The sequence below is a fragment of the Pseudomonas sp. FW305-70 genome, assembly GCF_058783925.1.
This window is the reverse complement of sequence record NZ_JBYSYZ010000028.1, coordinates 65,060-80,690: the sequence shown is the minus strand read 5'-3', so window position 1 is coordinate 80,690 and position 15,631 is coordinate 65,060. Positions and strand designations below refer to the sequence as shown.

The 15,631-nt window shown below is 59.2% G+C and carries 17 protein-coding genes; 9 read left to right on the top strand and 8 right to left on the bottom strand.

Annotated elements, in window-relative coordinates; genetic code table 11:
- Positions 1-152: 152 nt before the first annotated feature.
- Entirely contained in the window at positions 153-2,054 is a 1,902-nt protein-coding gene (locus tag AC3WN7_RS19895) for a potassium transporter Kup (RefSeq protein WP_095965061.1), read from the bottom strand.
- A 292-nt stretch (positions 2,055-2,346) separates the two neighbouring features.
- On the opposite strand from AC3WN7_RS19895, the gene rimO reads away from it, so the two are divergent.
- From rimO to tsaA, 6 genes are all read left to right on the top strand, one after another.
- Positions 2,347-3,684, top strand: a complete 1,338-nt coding sequence (rimO, locus tag AC3WN7_RS19890) for a 30S ribosomal protein S12 methylthiotransferase RimO (protein ID WP_025110809.1) — start codon at positions 2,347-2,349, stop codon at positions 3,682-3,684.
- A gap of 112 nt (positions 3,685-3,796) precedes the next feature.
- The gene (locus tag AC3WN7_RS19885; protein ID WP_095965060.1) at positions 3,797-4,270 is read left to right on the top strand and encodes a GNAT family N-acetyltransferase; all 474 of its coding nucleotides are present in this window, start codon (positions 3,797-3,799) and stop codon (positions 4,268-4,270) included.
- Between the two features lie 189 nt (positions 4,271-4,459).
- The gene (locus AC3WN7_RS19880; protein ID WP_007971163.1) at positions 4,460-5,170 is read left to right on the top strand and encodes an rRNA pseudouridine synthase; all 711 of its coding nucleotides are present in this window, start codon (positions 4,460-4,462) and stop codon (positions 5,168-5,170) included.
- A gap of 76 nt (positions 5,171-5,246) precedes the next feature.
- Positions 5,247-5,717, top strand: coding sequence for a YehS family protein (locus tag AC3WN7_RS19875; protein WP_007971161.1), 471 nt, complete (start codon positions 5,247-5,249; stop codon positions 5,715-5,717).
- Positions 5,718-5,916: 199 nt separating this feature from the next.
- Positions 5,917-6,687, top strand: coding sequence for an SDR family oxidoreductase (locus AC3WN7_RS19870; RefSeq protein ID WP_102674594.1), 771 nt, complete (start codon positions 5,917-5,919; stop codon positions 6,685-6,687).
- Positions 6,688-6,871: 184 nt separating this feature from the next.
- Positions 6,872-7,570, top strand: a complete 699-nt coding sequence (tsaA, locus tag AC3WN7_RS19865; RefSeq protein WP_102674595.1) for a tRNA (N6-threonylcarbamoyladenosine(37)-N6)-methyltransferase TrmO — start codon at positions 6,872-6,874, stop codon at positions 7,568-7,570.
- A gap of 157 nt (positions 7,571-7,727) precedes the next feature.
- On the opposite strand, the gene fpr is transcribed toward tsaA, so the two are convergent.
- On the bottom strand, positions 7,728-8,507 hold the full coding sequence (gene fpr / locus AC3WN7_RS19860; RefSeq protein ID WP_003443014.1) for a ferredoxin-NADP reductase: 780 nt from the start codon (positions 8,505-8,507) through the stop codon (positions 7,728-7,730).
- 145 nt (positions 8,508-8,652) lie between these two features.
- Here fpr and AC3WN7_RS19855 point away from each other — a divergent pair, with 145 nt between their 5' ends.
- Positions 8,653-9,579 (top strand): LysR family transcriptional regulator, encoded by a 927-nt coding sequence (locus tag AC3WN7_RS19855; RefSeq protein ID WP_015093792.1) that lies wholly within the window; start codon positions 8,653-8,655, stop codon positions 9,577-9,579.
- Here the strand turns inward: AC3WN7_RS19855 and AC3WN7_RS19850 are convergent.
- The 3 genes from AC3WN7_RS19850 to AC3WN7_RS19840 all read right to left on the bottom strand — a co-directional run bounded on the left by AC3WN7_RS19850 (position 9,576) and on the right by AC3WN7_RS19840 (position 11,642).
- A complete protein-coding gene (locus AC3WN7_RS19850; RefSeq protein ID WP_015093791.1) occupies positions 9,576-9,938 on the bottom strand; it encodes a diacylglycerol kinase in 363 nt (120 codons plus the stop codon). The two genes, AC3WN7_RS19855 and AC3WN7_RS19850, sit on opposite strands and share 4 nt — an antisense overlap.
- A 76-nt stretch (positions 9,939-10,014) precedes the next feature.
- Positions 10,015-10,665, bottom strand: a complete 651-nt coding sequence (gene erdR, locus AC3WN7_RS19845) for a response regulator transcription factor ErdR (RefSeq protein ID WP_095965056.1) — start codon at positions 10,663-10,665, stop codon at positions 10,015-10,017.
- A 218-nt stretch (positions 10,666-10,883) separates the two neighbouring features.
- Positions 10,884-11,642, bottom strand: coding sequence for a tRNA-uridine aminocarboxypropyltransferase (locus tag AC3WN7_RS19840; protein ID WP_095965055.1), 759 nt, complete (start codon positions 11,640-11,642; stop codon positions 10,884-10,886).
- Between the two features lie 188 nt (positions 11,643-11,830).
- Between AC3WN7_RS19840 and AC3WN7_RS19835 the strand changes: the two genes are divergently transcribed.
- Complete coding sequence (locus AC3WN7_RS19835) at positions 11,831-12,253, top strand: quorum-sensing-regulated virulence factor family protein (RefSeq protein ID WP_007971154.1); 423 nt, start codon at positions 11,831-11,833, stop codon at positions 12,251-12,253.
- Here AC3WN7_RS19835 and AC3WN7_RS19830 read toward each other — a convergent pair whose 3' ends face one another.
- A complete protein-coding gene (locus AC3WN7_RS19830) occupies positions 12,254-12,448 on the bottom strand; it encodes a hypothetical protein (protein ID WP_007971153.1) in 195 nt (64 codons plus the stop codon).
- A 480-nt stretch (positions 12,449-12,928) separates the two neighbouring features.
- Here AC3WN7_RS19830 and AC3WN7_RS19825 point away from each other — a divergent pair, with 480 nt between their 5' ends.
- Positions 12,929-14,047 (top strand): LOG family protein, encoded by a 1,119-nt coding sequence (locus AC3WN7_RS19825; protein WP_015093788.1) that lies wholly within the window; start codon positions 12,929-12,931, stop codon positions 14,045-14,047.
- 45 nt (positions 14,048-14,092) lie between these two features.
- Here the strand turns inward: AC3WN7_RS19825 and recX are convergent, their stop codons facing one another.
- On the bottom strand, positions 14,093-14,560 hold the full coding sequence (gene recX / locus AC3WN7_RS19820) for a recombination regulator RecX (RefSeq protein WP_095965054.1): 468 nt from the start codon (positions 14,558-14,560) through the stop codon (positions 14,093-14,095).
- Positions 14,561-14,568: 8 nt separating this feature from the next.
- On the bottom strand, positions 14,569-15,627 hold the full coding sequence (gene recA, locus AC3WN7_RS19815) for a recombinase RecA (RefSeq protein WP_007971148.1): 1,059 nt from the start codon (positions 15,625-15,627) through the stop codon (positions 14,569-14,571).
- Positions 15,628-15,631 lie beyond the last annotated feature (4 nt).

Here is a 15,631-nt window from a genome sequence, read left to right as displayed (position 1 = left end):
GACGGTGGATCAGGCGACATAGATGAATCTGACACACCGCTTTCGCGAGCAAGCCCGCTCCCACACTGGATCTTCATAGCCTTCCAGTTTTGCACTCGCCCACAAAAAAGCCCCCACTGCCACAAGGGCAACGGGGGCTTTTTGTGGGGCGCTTACATCTCGACCTGCGTCCCCAACTCAATCACCCGGTTCAGCGGCAGATTGAAGAAACGCAAATTGCCATTGGCGTTCTGCAACATGAAGGCAAACAGCGCCTCACGCCAGCGCGACATGCCTTCGAGCTTGGAGGCGATGACCGTCTCGCGACTGAGGAAGTACGTCGTGCGCATCGGGCTGAAGTCCAGTTCATCAAGGTGACACAGCTTCAACGCCTTCGGTACGTCCGGCTCGTCGGTGAAGCCGAAGTGCAGGATCACCCGGAAGAAACCTTCGCCGTAGGCATCGACCTCGAACCGTCGCGATGGCGGCACCCGCGGGATGTCTTCGTAGACCACCGTCAGCAGCACCACTTGCTCGTGCAGTACCTGGTTATGCAACAAGTTGTGTAACAGCGCGTGGGGCACGGCGTCCGGTCGCGCAGTGAGGAACACTGCCGTGCCCTGCACGCGATGGGGCGGTTGTACCGCGATGCTGCTGATAAAGATCGGCAGCGGCAAACCACCCTCATCGATGCGCTCGACCAGCAACTGCTTGCCGCGCTTCCAGGTGGTCATCAGCACAAACAGCGCGAAACCGGCGATCACCGGAAATGCACCGCCCTGAACGATTTTCGGCACGTTGGCGGCGAAGTACACACCGTCTACCAGCAGGAAACCCAACAGGATCGGCACCACAAGCACCGGTGGCCACTTCCACAGCAACAGGATCACCGCAGACACCAGGATACTGGTCATCAGCATGGTCCCGGTCACCGCCACACCGTAGGCCGAGGCCAGGGCACCGGAGGATTCAAAACCCAGCACCAACAGCACCACGCCGACCATCAGCGCCCAGTTCACCGCGGCGATGTAGATCTGGCCCTGTTCGGCGCTGGAGGTGTGCCGGATGTGCATACGCGGAATGTAACCGAGCTGGATCGCCTGACGGGTCAGGGAGAACGCACCGGAAATCACCGCTTGTGAGGCAATCACTGTGGCCAGGGTCGACAGACCGACCAGAGGGATCAATGCCCAGCTCGGTGCCAACAGGTAGAACGGGTTACGCGCCGCTTCCGGGTCGCCCAGCAGCAAGGCACCCTGACCGAAATAGTTCAGCACCAGCGCCGGCAGCACGAGGATGAACCAGGCACGAGCGATCGGCTTGCGACCGAAGTGGCCCATGTCCGCGTAAAGAGCCTCGGCACCGGTCAATGCCAGCACCACGGCGCCGAGAATCGTCACGCCCATGCCCGGATGGACCATGAAGAAACGTACACCCCATACCGGGTTCATCGCTTGCAGGACTTCCGGATGCTGGCTGATGCCATAGACGCCCAGTGCGCCCAGCACAAGGAACCAGGTCACCATGATCGGCCCGAACAGAATGCCGATCCGCGCGGTACCGTGACTCTGAATAAGAAACAGCGCGACCAGCACCACCAGCGACAGTGGCACGACCCAATGATCGATGCCATCGAATGCCAGGCCCAGGCCTTCAATTGCCGAAAGCACGGAAATCGCCGGGGTAATCATGCTGTCACCATAGAACAACGCCGCACCGATCAGTCCGCAGACCACCAGCAACGTGCGTAATTTGGCGTGTCCCGCCGCCGCCCGCCGCGCCAGCGCGGTCAAGGCCATGATCCCGCCTTCGCCCTGGTTGTCGGCGCGCAGCACAAACATCATGTACTTGATCGACACGACCCAGATCAGCGACCAAAAGATCAGCGCCAGGATCCCCAGCACCCCGTCATGGTTGACCGGCACACCATAGCCTCCGGAAAACACTTCTTTGAGGGTGTACAACGGACTGGTGCCGATATCGCCATAAACAACCCCGACTGCCGCGACCAGCATGCCGATCGGCTTCACCGCCGAATGCTCGGCACCGGCAGCCTGACTACTTGCCTGACCCATCCACCACTCCTACTTCTCAGACCCGGGCTTGTTTGAAAGAAGCACTATGCTTTGTCGTGCAGCATGCGCTGTTTTACATCAGGTTACAGACGTTTAGTTGACTGTAAAAACCAGTAAAGCGTAACGGCGCGAAGCATAGCGCAGCACTCGTCGCATTTCCCCGCATAAAGCTGGTCAAGTGAGCGACTCATCGCTAGAATTGCGCACTTTTTGATCAGAGGCGCCATTCAAGCGCCCGTCCGTCGGTTTTGCCCTGCCCGGCAAGCGGCGTCACAAAATACCGAGGTTAGACATGTCCACCACTCCTGCGCCGGCCAATCCAAAGGTTGGCTTCGTATCCCTGGGTTGCCCCAAAGCACTGGTCGACTCCGAGCGCATCCTTACCCAGCTGCGCATGGAAGGCTATGACGTGGTGTCCACCTACCAGGACGCCGACGTCGTGGTGGTCAACACCTGCGGCTTCATCGATTCGGCCAAGGCCGAGTCCCTGGAAGTGATCGGCGAAGCCATCAAGGAAAACGGCAAGGTCATCGTGACCGGCTGCATGGGCGTCGAAGAAGGCAACATTCGCGACGTACACCCGAGCGTGCTGGCCGTGACCGGTCCGCAGCAGTACGAGCAAGTGGTCAACGCCGTGCACGAAGTCGTGCCGCCACGCCAGGACCACAACCCGCTGATCGATCTGGTGCCGCCACAAGGCATCAAACTGACTCCGCGCCACTACGCCTACCTGAAGATTTCCGAAGGCTGCAACCACAGCTGCAGCTTCTGCATCATCCCGTCGATGCGCGGCAAACTGGTCAGCCGTCCGGTGGGCGACGTGCTCGACGAGGCCCAGCGCCTGGTCAAGTCCGGCGTCAAGGAGCTGCTGGTGATTTCCCAGGACACCAGTGCCTATGGCGTCGACGTGAAATACCGCACCGGTTTCTGGAACGGCGCGCCGGTGAAAACCCGCATGACCGAACTCTGCGAAGCCCTGAGCACCCTCGGCGTCTGGGTTCGCCTGCACTACGTTTACCCGTACCCGCACGTTGACGAGCTGATCCCGCTGATGGCCGCCGGCAAGATCCTGCCGTACCTGGACATCCCGTTCCAGCACGCCAGCCCGAAGGTGTTGAAGTCGATGAAGCGCCCGGCCTTCGAAGACAAGACCCTGGCACGCATCAAGAACTGGCGCGAAATCTGCCCGGACCTGATCATCCGTTCGACCTTCATCGTCGGCTTCCCGGGCGAAACCGAAGAGGACTTCCAGTACCTGCTGAACTGGCTGACCGAAGCGCAGCTCGACCGTGTCGGCTGCTTCCAGTACTCGCCGGTTGAAGGCGCACCGGCCAATGACCTGGACCTGGAAGTCGTCCCGGACGACGTCAAGCAGGACCGTTGGGAGCGCTTCATGGCGCACCAGCAGGCCATCAGCTCGGCGCGCCTGCAAATGCGCATCGGCCGTGAAATCGAAGTGCTGGTCGATGAAGTCGACGAGCAAGGCGCGGTGGGCCGCTGCTTCTTCGATGCCCCGGAAATCGACGGCAACGTATTCATCGACAACGGCAGCAACCTCAAGCCGGGCGACAAGGTCTGGTGCAAAGTGACCGACGCCGACGAATACGACCTGTGGGCTGAACAGATCTAAACGCAAAAAATACAAAAAGCCCCGCTCTCTTGACGAGATGCGGGGCTTTTTTACGGCTATCGTTTGCACATGGAAGGATTCCTATCAACCACTGCATAAGAGGCAGACGGGCATGCGTCAGCATTCGGTCATCCACACGCCGAAACTCGGCGACTACGAAGAATTGACCCGGGTCTGGGAGGCCTCGGTGCGCGCCACCCACGACTTCCTGCCCGACAGCTACATCGAACTGCTGAAAAACCTGGTGCTGACCCGCTACCTCGACTCGGTGATGCTGATCTGCACCAAGGATTCGAACCAGCGCATCACCGGATTCGCCGGCGTCGCGGCCGGCAAGATCGAAATGCTCTTCATCGACCCCGACCATCGTGGCCAGGGCCTGGGCAAGAAATTGTTGCGTTATGCCCTGGAACACCTGAACGCCGATGAACTGGACGTCAACGAACAGAACCCGCAAGCCCTCGGCTTTTACTTCAAACAGGGTTTCGAGGTCATCGGTCGCTCGGAAGTCGATGGCATGGGCCAGCCGTATCCGTTGTTGCACATGCGTATGCGTCAAAGCCAGCAACACTCCCGACATGGCTGACACAACACAAAACCACTGTGGGAGCGGGCTTGCTCGCGAAGGGGTCATCAACTTCAACAATTATGTTAGCTGACACACCGCCTTCGCGAGCAAGCCCGCTCCCACAAAAGTCAAACAGCGTAAATGGAACCGGGATTAACCGGCGCCAGGCAGGTACAATGCCCACCCCCTTTTTGTTACGGCCCTGACATGACTGACCCGATTCGTCTCTCCAAACGCCTCATCGAACTCGTCGGCTGTTCCCGTCGGGAGGCTGAGCTGTTCATCGAGGGCGGCTGGGTCACCGTCGACGGCGTGGTCATCGACGAGCCGCAATTCAAGGTCGACACCCAGAAAGTCGAGCTTGATCCAGAAGCCAAGGCCACCGCGCCAGAACCGGTGACCCTGCTGCTCAACGTGCCGGCCGGCATGGACGCAGACACCGCCATGGCCACCCTCGGCGCCGAGACCCTGAGCGAAGAACACCGCTACGGCAAGCGCCCCTTGCGTGGGCACTTCCTGCGACTGACCGCCAGCACCGACCTGCAGGCCAACGCCAGCGGGCTGCTGGTGTTCACCCAGGACTGGAAAATCCTGCGCAAACTCACCGCCGACTCCAGCAAGATCGAGCAAGAGTATGTGGTCGAGGTTGAAGGCGAGATGGTGGCTCACGGCCTCAACCGTCTGAACCATGGCCTGACCTACAAGGGCAAGGAATTGCCGGCGGTCAAGGCCAGCTGGCAGAACGAAAACCGCCTGCGCTTTGCCATGAAGAACCCGCAACCGGGCATCATCGCCCTGCTGTGCCAGGCCGTCGGCCTGAAGGTCGTCGCCATCCGCCGCATCCGCATCGGCGGCGTGTCCATCGGCAAAGTGCCCGTGGGGCAATGGCGCTACTTGTCCGGCAAAGAGAAGTTCTAAGGCTTTGCGCACCGCCACACTTTTCGGTGCTGCTGTTTTCGGCGGCACCCATAGCTGAATTATCAGGACTGCACACATGATTCATAACGACGTATTGCGCAGCGTGCGCTACATGCTCGACATCAGCGACAAGAAAGTCATCGAGATCATCAAGCTCGGCGGCCTGGACGTGACCCTGGCAGACCTGGTGACCTATCTCGACAAGAAAGAGGAAGACGAGGAAGGCTTTGTACGCTGCCCGGACGAAGTCATGGCACATTTCCTCGACGGCCTGGTGATCTTCAAGCGCGGCAAGGACGAAAGCCGTCCGCCGCAGCCGATCGAAGTGCCGGTGACCAACAACATCATCCTGAAAAAACTGCGGGTCGCGTTCGAGTTGAAGGAAGACGACATGCACGCGATCCTCAAGGCCGCCGAGTTCCCGGTGTCCAAGCCTGAGCTGAGCGCGCTGTTCCGCAAGTTCGGCCATACCAACTATCGCCCGTGCGGCGACCAGTTGCTGCGCAATTTCCTCAAGGGGCTGACTCTGCGAGTGCGCCCGCAGTAAACCGTTCCCTGTAGGAGCGAGCTTGCTCGCGATGGATTCGACAACGCCGCGATTATCCAGCAAACACGCGTCATCGTTAGCGACCATCGCTGGCCAGCTCCTATAAGGCCGAATGCCCCCTCATTCTCTTCGAAAATAGTGGCTCCGCTGACCGCGGCTGACGACTAGGGTGTAAAGACCTAAGCCCTCAGGATTCGCCATGCATCCCTACTTTTCCCTGCAAGGCCGCACCGCCCTGGTGACCGGCGGCACCCGTGGTATCGGCAAGATGATCGCCAAGGCCTACGTCGAGGCGGGCGCCACCGTGTACGTCTGCGCCCGCGACGCCGAAGCCTGCCGGCAAACCGCCGACGAACTCGGAGCGCTTGGACACTGCCACGCCATGGTGGCCAACCTCGCCACCGAAGAGGGCGTCCTGCAACTGGCCACACGCCTGGGCGAGCAGATTTCCCAACTGGACATCCTGGTGAACAATGCCGGCACCACCTGGGGTGCACCACTGGAGAGCTACCCGATCAAGGGCTGGGAAAAAGTCATGCAGCTCAACGTGACATCGGTATTCAACTGTATCCAGCAATTGCTGCCCCTGCTGCGCAAGGCCGGTTCAGCGCAGAATCCCGCGCGGATCATCAACATTGGTTCGGTGGCCGGGATTTCATCGTTCGGCGAACAGGCGTATGCCTACGGGCCGAGCAAGGCGGCGCTGCATCAACTGTCGAGGATTCTGGCGCGCGAACTGGTGAGCCAGCACATCAATGTCAATGTGATCGCCCCGGGTCGCTTTCCGAGCAAGATGACCCGGCACATTGGCGATGATGAACAGGCATTGGCTGAGGATACGGCGCTGATTCCCATGAAGCGTTGGGGCCGCGAGGAAGAGATGGCGGCGCTGGCGATCAGTCTGGCGAGTACCGCGGGGGCCTACATGACCGGGAACATCATTGCGCTGGATGGCGGGTTCAGTCTCTGAAATCGGCGGTGCGGCCTTCGCGGGCAAGCCCGCTCCCACAGGGTTCTAGAGCGCACACAAAATTTGTGTCCATCACAAAACCTGTGGGAGCGTGGCTTGCCCGCGATGACGGACTGACAGGCGCCACCGGGCTAGAGGTCACGTGAGTTATCATGCCCCCCTCTTCCCGCCTCGACCTCAAATCATGACCTACAGCGTTTCCCCCATCGGCTTCGTGCGCTCCTGCTTCAAGGAGAAGTTCGCCATTCCGCGCCAGCCACAACTGGCCCCGGCCGCCCGTGGGGTACTGGAACTGGTGGCTCCGTTCGATCAAGGGGATGCAGTGCAGGGCCTGGAGCAGGTCAGCCACGTGTGGCTGCTGTTCCTGTTCCACCAGGCCCTGGAAGAAAAGCCTCGCCTGAAGGTCCGCCCCCCTCGCCTCGGCGGCAATAAATCCATGGGCGTGTTTGCCACCCGCGCCACCCACCGCCCCAATGGCATCGGGCAATCAGTGGTGAAACTGGACAGGGTCGAAGCCAACCGTCTGTGGATCTCGGGCATAGATCTGCTGGATGGCACGCCGATTCTCGATATCAAGCCCTACGTACCCTACGCCGACATCGTCGATACGGCCGCCAACAGCATCGCCAGCGCTGCGCCGCAGCTGATTCCCGTGCTGTGGACGGACACAGCACTGCTGCAGGCTCACGAGCATGCCCGGCGCCTTGATGAGCCTTTGGTTGAGCTGATCGAGCAATGCCTGGCGCAAGACCCACGCCCGGCCTATCAAACGCCGGCACCCGAGCGGGAATACGGCGCGCAGTTCTGGGATCTGGATGTGCGTTGGCATTACCCGACACCGGAGCTGATCCGCATCCTGGAAGTCATTCCCGCGAAAACCTGAACGCCGAAAATGCAAAAAGCCCGCGCTGCCTTCACAGGCAACGCGGGCTTTGGCTTTATGTGGGAGCGGGCTTGCTCGCGAAAGCGATTTAAAACTCAACGATGATGTTGAATGACAATCCGTCTTCGCGAGCAAGCCCGCTCCCACAGGGTTCCGGTCACTTCTCGACGAACGCACGCTCGATCAGGTAGTCACCCGGCTCGCGCATCCGCGGCGAAACCTTCAGGCCGAAGCTGTTCAGCACTTCGCTGGTCTCGTCGAGCATGCTCGGGCTGCCGCACAGCATGGCGCGGTCGTCCTGCGGGTTGATCGGAGGCAGACCGATGTCGCTGAACAGCTTGCCGCTGCGCATCAGGTCGGTCAGGCGACCTTCGTTCTCGAACGGCTCGCGGGTCACGGTCGGGTAGTAGATCAACTTGTCACGCAGCGCTTCGCCGAAGAATTCGTTCTGCGGTAGGTGCTCGGTGATGAACTCGCGGTAAGCGACTTCGTTGACGTAACGCACGCCGTGGCACAGGATCACTTTTTCGAAACGCTCGTAGGTTTCCGGGTCCTGGATGACGCTCATGAACGGCGCCAGACCGGTACCGGTGCTGAGCAGGTACAAATGTTTGCCAGGCTTCAAGTCATCCAGCACCAGCGTGCCGGTAGGCTTCTTGCTGATGATGATCTCGTCGCCTTCCTTCAGATGCTGCAACTGCGAAGTCAGCGGACCATCAGGCACCTTGATGCTGAAGAACTCGAGATGCTCTTCCCAGTTCGGGCTGGCAATCGAGTAAGCGCGCATAAGCGGGCGGCCGTTGGGTTGTTGCAGGCCGATCATCACGAACTGACCGTTCTCGAAGCGCAGACCCGGATCACGGGTGCACTTGAAGCTGAACAGAGTGTCGTTCCAGTGGTGAACACTGAGGACACGCTCGTGGTTCATGTTGCTCATGTACGTGGGACTCCTGGAGATTGGTCTGCGCGTGTTCGGTGTGCTCTGCAAGAAAGCCAGCTCTGCGCAATTGCATCGCATTCTAAAGGCAGAGACAATATCTGTTAAATGGATTATTAAGATAAGGGTTATCGGTTATATCGATATGCGATTTACTCTCCGTCAACTTCAAGTATTCGTCGCCGTCGCCCAGCAGGAAAGCGTGTCCCGTGCTGCGGGCCTGCTCAACCTCTCGCAATCGGCGGCGAGCACCTCGATCACCGAACTGGAGCGCCAGTGCAGCTGCCAACTGTTCGACCGCGCCGGCAAACGGCTGAGCCTGAACGCCCTCGGTAAACAACTATTGCCGCAAGCGGTCGCCCTGCTGGACCAGGCCAAGGAAATCGAAGACCTGCTCAACGGCAAGTCCGGTTTCGGCTCGCTGGCCGTGGGCGCGACCCTGACCATCGGCAATTACCTGGCCACCCTGCTGATCGGCAGCTTCATGCAGCGCCATCCGGAAAGCCAGGTGAAGCTGCACGTGCAGAACACTGCCAACATTGTGCAACAGGTGGCCCACTATGAAATTGACCTGGGTCTGATCGAAGGCGATTGCAGTCACCCGGACATCGAAGTGCAAAGCTGGGTCGAGGACGAACTGGTGGTGTTTTGCGCCCCTCAGCATCCGCTGGCCCAGCGCGGCACGGCCACCATGGACGAGTTGAGCCACGAAGCGTGGATCTTGCGCGAACAGGGTTCCGGCACACGGTTGACCTTCGATCAAGCCATGCGTCATCACCGTTCTTCCTTGAATATCCGTCTGGAGCTTGAGCACACCGAAGCGATCAAGCGCGCGGTGGAGTCAGGTTTGGGAATTGGCTGCATTTCCCGGCTGGCTTTGCGCGACGCATTTCGCCGCGGCAGCCTGGTGCCTGTCGAAACGCCGGATCTGGATCTGGCGCGACAGTTTTATTTCATCTGGCATAAACAGAAATATCAGACCTCGGCGATGCGCGAATTCCTCGATCTGTGCCGCGCCTTCACCGCCGGGGTTCAGCGCAGCGACGAGATCGTGCTGCCGACGATCGCTTAGAGCAGGATGACCGCCCACACCAGGGCAATCATGCTCAATGCCACGAACTGGGCGGCACTGCCCATGTCCTTGGCATTCTTGGACAGCGGGTGCCGTTCGAGGGAAATGCGGTCGATGGCCGCTTCCACGGCCGAATTGAGCAACTCGACGATCAACGCCAACAGGCAGACCGCGATTAACAACGCCTGTTCGACCCGGCTGACATTCAGGAAGAACGACAAGGGAATCAGGATGACGTTGAGCAATACCAGTTGCCGAAAAGCGGCTTCGCCGGTGAAGGCTGCGCGCAGGCCATCCAGCGAATAACCGGAGGCATTGAGAATACGTTTCAGACCGGTCTGGCCTTTGAAAGGTGACATAGAGTGGGCAACTGACAAAAAAGGAAGTGGGAAAGCTAGTTCAACCAAAGTCAAAAAAGCGTGAAGTTGCCAGCCTTTAAAGGCTGGAAGTTGACTCAAGTTGTTGCAAGAGCAGCGCAGCCTGGGTCCGGGTCCGCACATTCAGTTTACGGAAAATCGCGGTCACGTGCGCCTTGATAGTCGCCTCGGAAACACTCAACTCGTAGGCGATCTGCTTGTTCAGCAAGCCTTCGCAGACCATGGTCAGCACGCGGAATTGCTGCGGCGTCAGACTGGCAAGGCCTTCGCTGGCCGCCTTGGCCTCTGCCGAAACGCTGACCGCTTCGAACGCCTGCGGGGGCCAGAACACATCGCCATCGAGGACCGCACGCACGGCTTTCTGGATCACACTCAAGTCGCTGGACTTGGGAATGAAGCCACTGGCGCCGAACTCACGGGACTTGACCATGATGGTCGGCTCTTCCTGGGCCGAGACCATGACCACCGGAATCTGCGGGTACTGACCGCGCAGCAGGACCAGCCCGGAAAAACCGTAGGCCCCCGGCATGTTCAGGTCCAGCAGTACCAGATCCCAGTCGGACTTTTCCGTCAGGCGGACTTCCAGTTCGGCAATACTCGCCACCTCCACCAGACGGACATCCGGGCCTAGGCCCAGGGTCAACGCTTGATGCAAGGCACTACGAAACAGCGGATGGTCATCGGCAATCAGGATTTCGTATGTGGCCATTTTTCAAGTGATCCTGTTTTTCAGGGGACGCCCGATGCATTCGGACCTCGCCAAAGCACCTCAAGGCACAGCCATGGAGCTGCACTGACAAGGCACGCTCAACGCAAAAAAAGCCATTGCAAACGCTGGCCGCACCCTGATCGGCGCCAAGCATGCCCAGCGAAGTCAGGGTGGTCAAGCAGCATGCCCGGTACAGTTTATTGCAGTATGAGCGACAATCAGTCCACCCATGGAGTGACCGACTGGACATAGGGCATCAACTCGGCATGCGCCGGGGTCGAAACGTTCATGTCCAACTGATGTTTGGCGTCGAGGTAATGCTGGCTGAACACATCAAAGTAGGCATCCAGCGCCGAGGCTGCGTCGACATCGCCCGCAAGGTCGAGACACAGCGCCGCCACTTCCGCCGTGCACAGATGCTCGCTACGGGTCGAGCGGCGCAACCGGTAGCGCGAGAGTTTTTCGGGCAGCAGGCTGAGGATCGGCAATCGATCGAAATAGGGACTCTTGCGAAAGATCTTTCGTGCTTCGGTCCAGGTCGCGTCCAACAGAATGAACAACGGACGCTTCGCGCCATCGACATCCACACTGTTTGTCACCCGCTCAGGCTCGACATATTCACCCGGAAACACCAGGTACGGCTGCCATTGCGGGTCGGACAACAGCGCCAGCAACTTCGGATCGACCTCCGTACGGGACCAGATGAAGGCGTGGTTGTCAGGGACCACGTCGGCGATCAGCCAACCGGTGTTGCTCGGCTTGAACACTTCCTTGTTGGTCATGATCAGGCACACGCCGGAGCGGGTCGCGACCTGCGGACGCCATGCGCACAAGCAGTGGCTCTCGATCACCCGGCAGTCACGGCAACGCGGCGCACGCCAGCCGCGGGCCTGAATCGGCTTGATGCCCTCCTCCTCACGCTGATCGCGCAAGCGGGCTACGGCATTCAAGGCAAAGCGCGCGGGGGTAGGGCTCATAGCGGGCAACGCCCACAGAGAAGGGAACTCGACACGAAAAACACTCGACAGGGTAAAAAGTGCCAGCAGTTTACCAGACCGCCCGGTGCAAGCCTGTACCGTCCAGCCCGCCTCCCCTATAATTCGCCGCCACTGAACGCACAGTCACGTGACGGGTCAAAGCCCCATCACTGAACCAGGAGAGTTTCATGCTGCGCCTTATCGTTCCTACCGCGGCTATTTTGCTGGCGTCGTCCCTCAATGCCCAGGCTGCGTCCTTGAAAGACACGGAACTGAACAAAATGCTGCAAAACGTCGCCACCCAGAGCAGCGTCGGCACTCCTCGAGCGATCAACGAAGACATACTCGATCAAGGCTACACCGTTGAAGGCAAACAGCTGATCAACCACCTGAGCGTGCAGAGCAGCCACGCCGACAAGATGCGTGCAGACCCGAAGGCGGTGTACTTCCAGCTGGGTGCTTCTGTCTGCAGAAACGAAGGGTTTCGCAAGCTGATGGCCAAGGGCGCGATCATGCGTTACGACTTCACCGAGGTGAAGACCAACCGTCCGGTTGGTTCCGCAAGCTTCCAGGAATCGGATTGCCTGCAACCGGCCAAGAAGAAAAAGTAATCACCGGGAATTGGCGCGCCGCTGTTCATCTTCGGCGCGCAATTCTGCCAGCAACGCCTGCAAGTAATGCGAACGGCGTTCGCCGCCACGCAAACGCCGGCAGCACTCCTCTTCGAGGCTCAAATGATTGGCCTCGGCTGATGATTTCAACAATCGATACAGTTGCGTATCGACCTCCAGAACGACTCTGGCCATGGTTTCCCGCCTCCCTGCACTTCACTCATGTTTGAGCGATTAAATCCTTGAACTGCATGTACCGTGCGTCCTGCCGTTGACGCAAAGTTGTCGTGTGGCACCTGTAACTTAGTAAATCAGAGTGCGGCACACGCGACGCCTGTTCAGACGAGCGGTGAAACCACCTTGCAAATCGTCAATAAGCGGTTGCCAGCAAAGACGTTGTGGCGCAATGATCAATCAGCGCAAATCATTGTGAAGGTCTAGATTTCAGGTATCCACGTTCACTTTTTCAGGGCTGGAAAGGGGCTGGCCGTCGCTTGTCGTGTTGTGCGATTGTTTCTTTCATCCAAGGGAAAAACAGAACCTGTTTGGATGATCCGATGCCTTTCGGGTCAAGTAGATCGCCCAGGCATGGGCCTGGGCAGACAGCGACACATGAAGTGTCGTGGCGCGGCGTACGTTGTCGGGCCGAGGGTTCTGTGCAGAAGGAGAAGTTGAATGCCTTACCAACCGAATGACCTCCTGAGCCGTCATTTTGAAGAAAGCGGCCACGACCTCCTCAGCAAGGTCGAAGAACAACTCAAGCTGATTTCACCCAACAGCCCGAACATCCCGATCTACCGTGACATGATCCTGACCGTGCTGCGCATGGCCCAGGAAGACCACAACCGCTGGAACGCCAAAATCACCCTGCAAGCCCTGCGCGAACTGGAACAGGCCTTCCGCGTGCTCGAACAATTCAAGGGACGGCGCAAGGTCACTGTTTTCGGCTCGGCCCGTACCCCCATGGAACATCCGCTCTACAGGATGGCCCGGGAACTCGGCGCCGCTCTGGCGCGCTCGGACATGATGGTCATTACCGGCGCCGGTGGCGGCATCATGGCCGCCGCCCACGAGGGCGCCGGCCTGACACACAGCCTGGGGTTCAACATCACCCTGCCCTTCGAGCAGCATGCCAACCCCACTGTCGACGGCACGACCAACCTGCTGCCCTTCCATTTCTTCTTCACCCGCAAGCTGTTCTTCGTCAAGGAAGCCGATGCCCTGGTGCTGTGCCCGGGCGGCTTTGGCACGCTGGATGAAGCCCTGGAAGTACTGACGCTGATTCAGACCGGCAAGAGCCCATTGGTGCCCGTGGTGCTGCTCGACGCGCCGGGCGGTAAATTCTGGCAAGGCGCACTGGACTTCATTCACCAGCAACTGGAGGAAAACCACTACATCCTGCCCACTGACATGAAGCTGGTGAGACTGGTCTACAACGTCGAAGAAGCGGTAGAGCACATCAACCAGTTCTACGGCAACTTCCACTCCAGTCGCTGGCTCAAGCATCAGTTCCTGATTCGCATGAATCACTCACTCAACGACCAGGCACTCGAATACATGCAGGAGGCTTTCGCCGACCTGTGCCTGAGTGATCATTTCCATCAGCACACTTACAGCGGGGAAGAACACGACGAAGCCGAATTCAGCCATCTGGCGCGACTGGTCTTCAACTTCAACGCCCGCAATCATGGCCGCCTGCGCGAACTTGTGGACTACATCAACCTGCCGGAAAACTGGGCACAATCAAAATCCCAGGCACAACAACGCACGCGGGAGTCGTCAAAGGTTACGTGAGGCATAAAAAAACGGCCTGCTATCGAAATAGCAGGCCGTTTCAGTTCAGTCGTCCATCCCTCGACCGCTGAACAGGCGGTTGATCATTTCCATGGAGTATCCCCGATACGCCAGGAATCGGCCTTGTTTGGCTCGCTCCCGGACATCTGCCGGCAATTGCCCGGAGAATTTGCGTCGCCAGGTGTCGGCCAGTTGCTCCTGCCAGTCGATACCGCTCTCTCGCAGGGCGAGTTCAATATCGGTGCGCTGCAGGCCGCGCTGGCTCAACTCTTCACGAATGCGTAAAGGGCCATAACCGGAACGGGCGCGGTAGGAAACAAAACTTTCGAGGTAACGGGTTTCAGACAACAACCCCTCTTCCGTCAACCGGTCGAGTGCTGTTTCGATCATTTCAGGGAGGGCGCCGCGCTGACGCAGTTTACGCGTCAGCTCGACTCGACCGTGCTCGCGTCGTGCGAGCAGGTCCATTGCGGTTCGCCGCACCGCGACGAGTGTATCGAGTACGGCGGTCATCGCTTCGATCAGATATCAGCGTCAACCAGGTCGTCTTCGGTCTCTTTGACCGCAGAAGCTTTGGCGTCCGCTACCGATGCCGGGGACAGGAGCTTGTCACGCAGTTGCTTCTCCAGCTTTGCCGCGACTTCCGGGTTGTCCGCCAGGAACTTGGCCGAGTTGGCCTTGCCCTGACCGATCTTGGTGCCTTCATAGGCATACCAGGCGCCGGACTTCTCGACGAAACCGTGCAGAACACCCAGGTCGATCATCTCACCGTTGAGGTAGATGCCCTTGCCGTAAAGAATCTGGAACTCGGCCTGACGGAACGGCGAAGCCACCTTGTTCTTCACGACCTTGACGCGGGTTTCGCTACCAACGACTTCATCACCTTCCTTCACCGCGCCAGTACGACGGATGTCCAGACGAACCGATGCGTAGAACTTCAGAGCGTTACCACCGGTGGTGGTTTCCGGACTACCGAACATCACGCCGATTTTCATGCGGATCTGGTTGATGAAGATCACCAGGCAGTTGGCGTTCTTGATGTTACCGGTGATTTTACGCAGCGCCTGGGACATCAGGCGGGCTTGCAGGCCCACGTGCATGTCACCCATTTCGCCTTCGATTTCAGCCTTTGGCACCAGGGCAGCCACGGAGTCGACGATGATCACGTCAACCGCGTTGGAACGCACCAGCATGTCGGTGATTTCCAGGGCCTGCTCGCCGGTGTCCGGCTGGGAAACCAGCAGGTCGTCGACGTTGACGCCCAGCTTGCCGGCGTACTCAGGGTCGAGGGCGTGTTCGGCGTCGACGAATGCGCAGGTCGCGCCGGCTTTTTGAGCCTGGGCGATCACGGACAAGGTTAGCGTGGTTTTACCGGAAGATTCAGGACCGTAGATTTCAACAATACGGCCTTTTGGCAGACCGCCGATGCCGAGAGCAATGTCCAGACCCAGAGAGCCAGTGGAAATGGCCGGGATCGCCTGACGGTCCTGATCGCCCATACGCATTACGGCACCCTTGCCGAATTGACGTTCGATCTGACCCAGGGCCGCAGCCAAGGCTTTCTTCTTGTTGTCGTCCATTAAA

Bases quoted from the DNA above. Each gene is read 5' to 3' on its own strand.
- AC3WN7_RS19895 (WP_095965061.1), bottom strand. From the start codon at position 2,054: ATGGGTCAGGCAAGTAGTCAGGCTGCCGGTGCCGAGCATTCGGCGGTG.
- rimO (WP_025110809.1), top strand. From the start codon at position 2,347: ATGTCCACCACTCCTGCGCCGGCCAATCCAAAGGTTGGCTTCGTATCC.
- AC3WN7_RS19885 (WP_095965060.1), top strand. From the start codon at position 3,797: ATGCGTCAGCATTCGGTCATCCACACGCCGAAACTCGGCGACTACGAA.
- AC3WN7_RS19880 (WP_007971163.1), top strand. From the start codon at position 4,460: ATGACTGACCCGATTCGTCTCTCCAAACGCCTCATCGAACTCGTCGGC.
- AC3WN7_RS19875 (WP_007971161.1), top strand. From the start codon at position 5,247: ATGATTCATAACGACGTATTGCGCAGCGTGCGCTACATGCTCGACATC.
- AC3WN7_RS19870 (WP_102674594.1), top strand. From the start codon at position 5,917: ATGCATCCCTACTTTTCCCTGCAAGGCCGCACCGCCCTGGTGACCGGC.
- tsaA (WP_102674595.1), top strand. From the start codon at position 6,872: ATGACCTACAGCGTTTCCCCCATCGGCTTCGTGCGCTCCTGCTTCAAG.
- fpr (WP_003443014.1), bottom strand. From the start codon at position 8,507: ATGAGCAACATGAACCACGAGCGTGTCCTCAGTGTTCACCACTGGAAC.
- AC3WN7_RS19855 (WP_015093792.1), top strand. From the start codon at position 8,653: ATGCGATTTACTCTCCGTCAACTTCAAGTATTCGTCGCCGTCGCCCAG.
- AC3WN7_RS19850 (WP_015093791.1), bottom strand. From the start codon at position 9,938: ATGTCACCTTTCAAAGGCCAGACCGGTCTGAAACGTATTCTCAATGCC.
- erdR (WP_095965056.1), bottom strand. From the start codon at position 10,665: ATGGCCACATACGAAATCCTGATTGCCGATGACCATCCGCTGTTTCGT.
- AC3WN7_RS19840 (WP_095965055.1), bottom strand. From the start codon at position 11,642: ATGAGCCCTACCCCCGCGCGCTTTGCCTTGAATGCCGTAGCCCGCTTG.
- AC3WN7_RS19835 (WP_007971154.1), top strand. From the start codon at position 11,831: ATGCTGCGCCTTATCGTTCCTACCGCGGCTATTTTGCTGGCGTCGTCC.
- AC3WN7_RS19830 (WP_007971153.1), bottom strand. From the start codon at position 12,448: ATGGCCAGAGTCGTTCTGGAGGTCGATACGCAACTGTATCGATTGTTG.
- AC3WN7_RS19825 (WP_015093788.1), top strand. From the start codon at position 12,929: ATGCCTTACCAACCGAATGACCTCCTGAGCCGTCATTTTGAAGAAAGC.
- recX (WP_095965054.1), bottom strand. From the start codon at position 14,560: ATGACCGCCGTACTCGATACACTCGTCGCGGTGCGGCGAACCGCAATG.
- recA (WP_007971148.1), bottom strand. From the start codon at position 15,627: ATGGACGACAACAAGAAGAAAGCCTTGGCTGCGGCCCTGGGTCAGATC.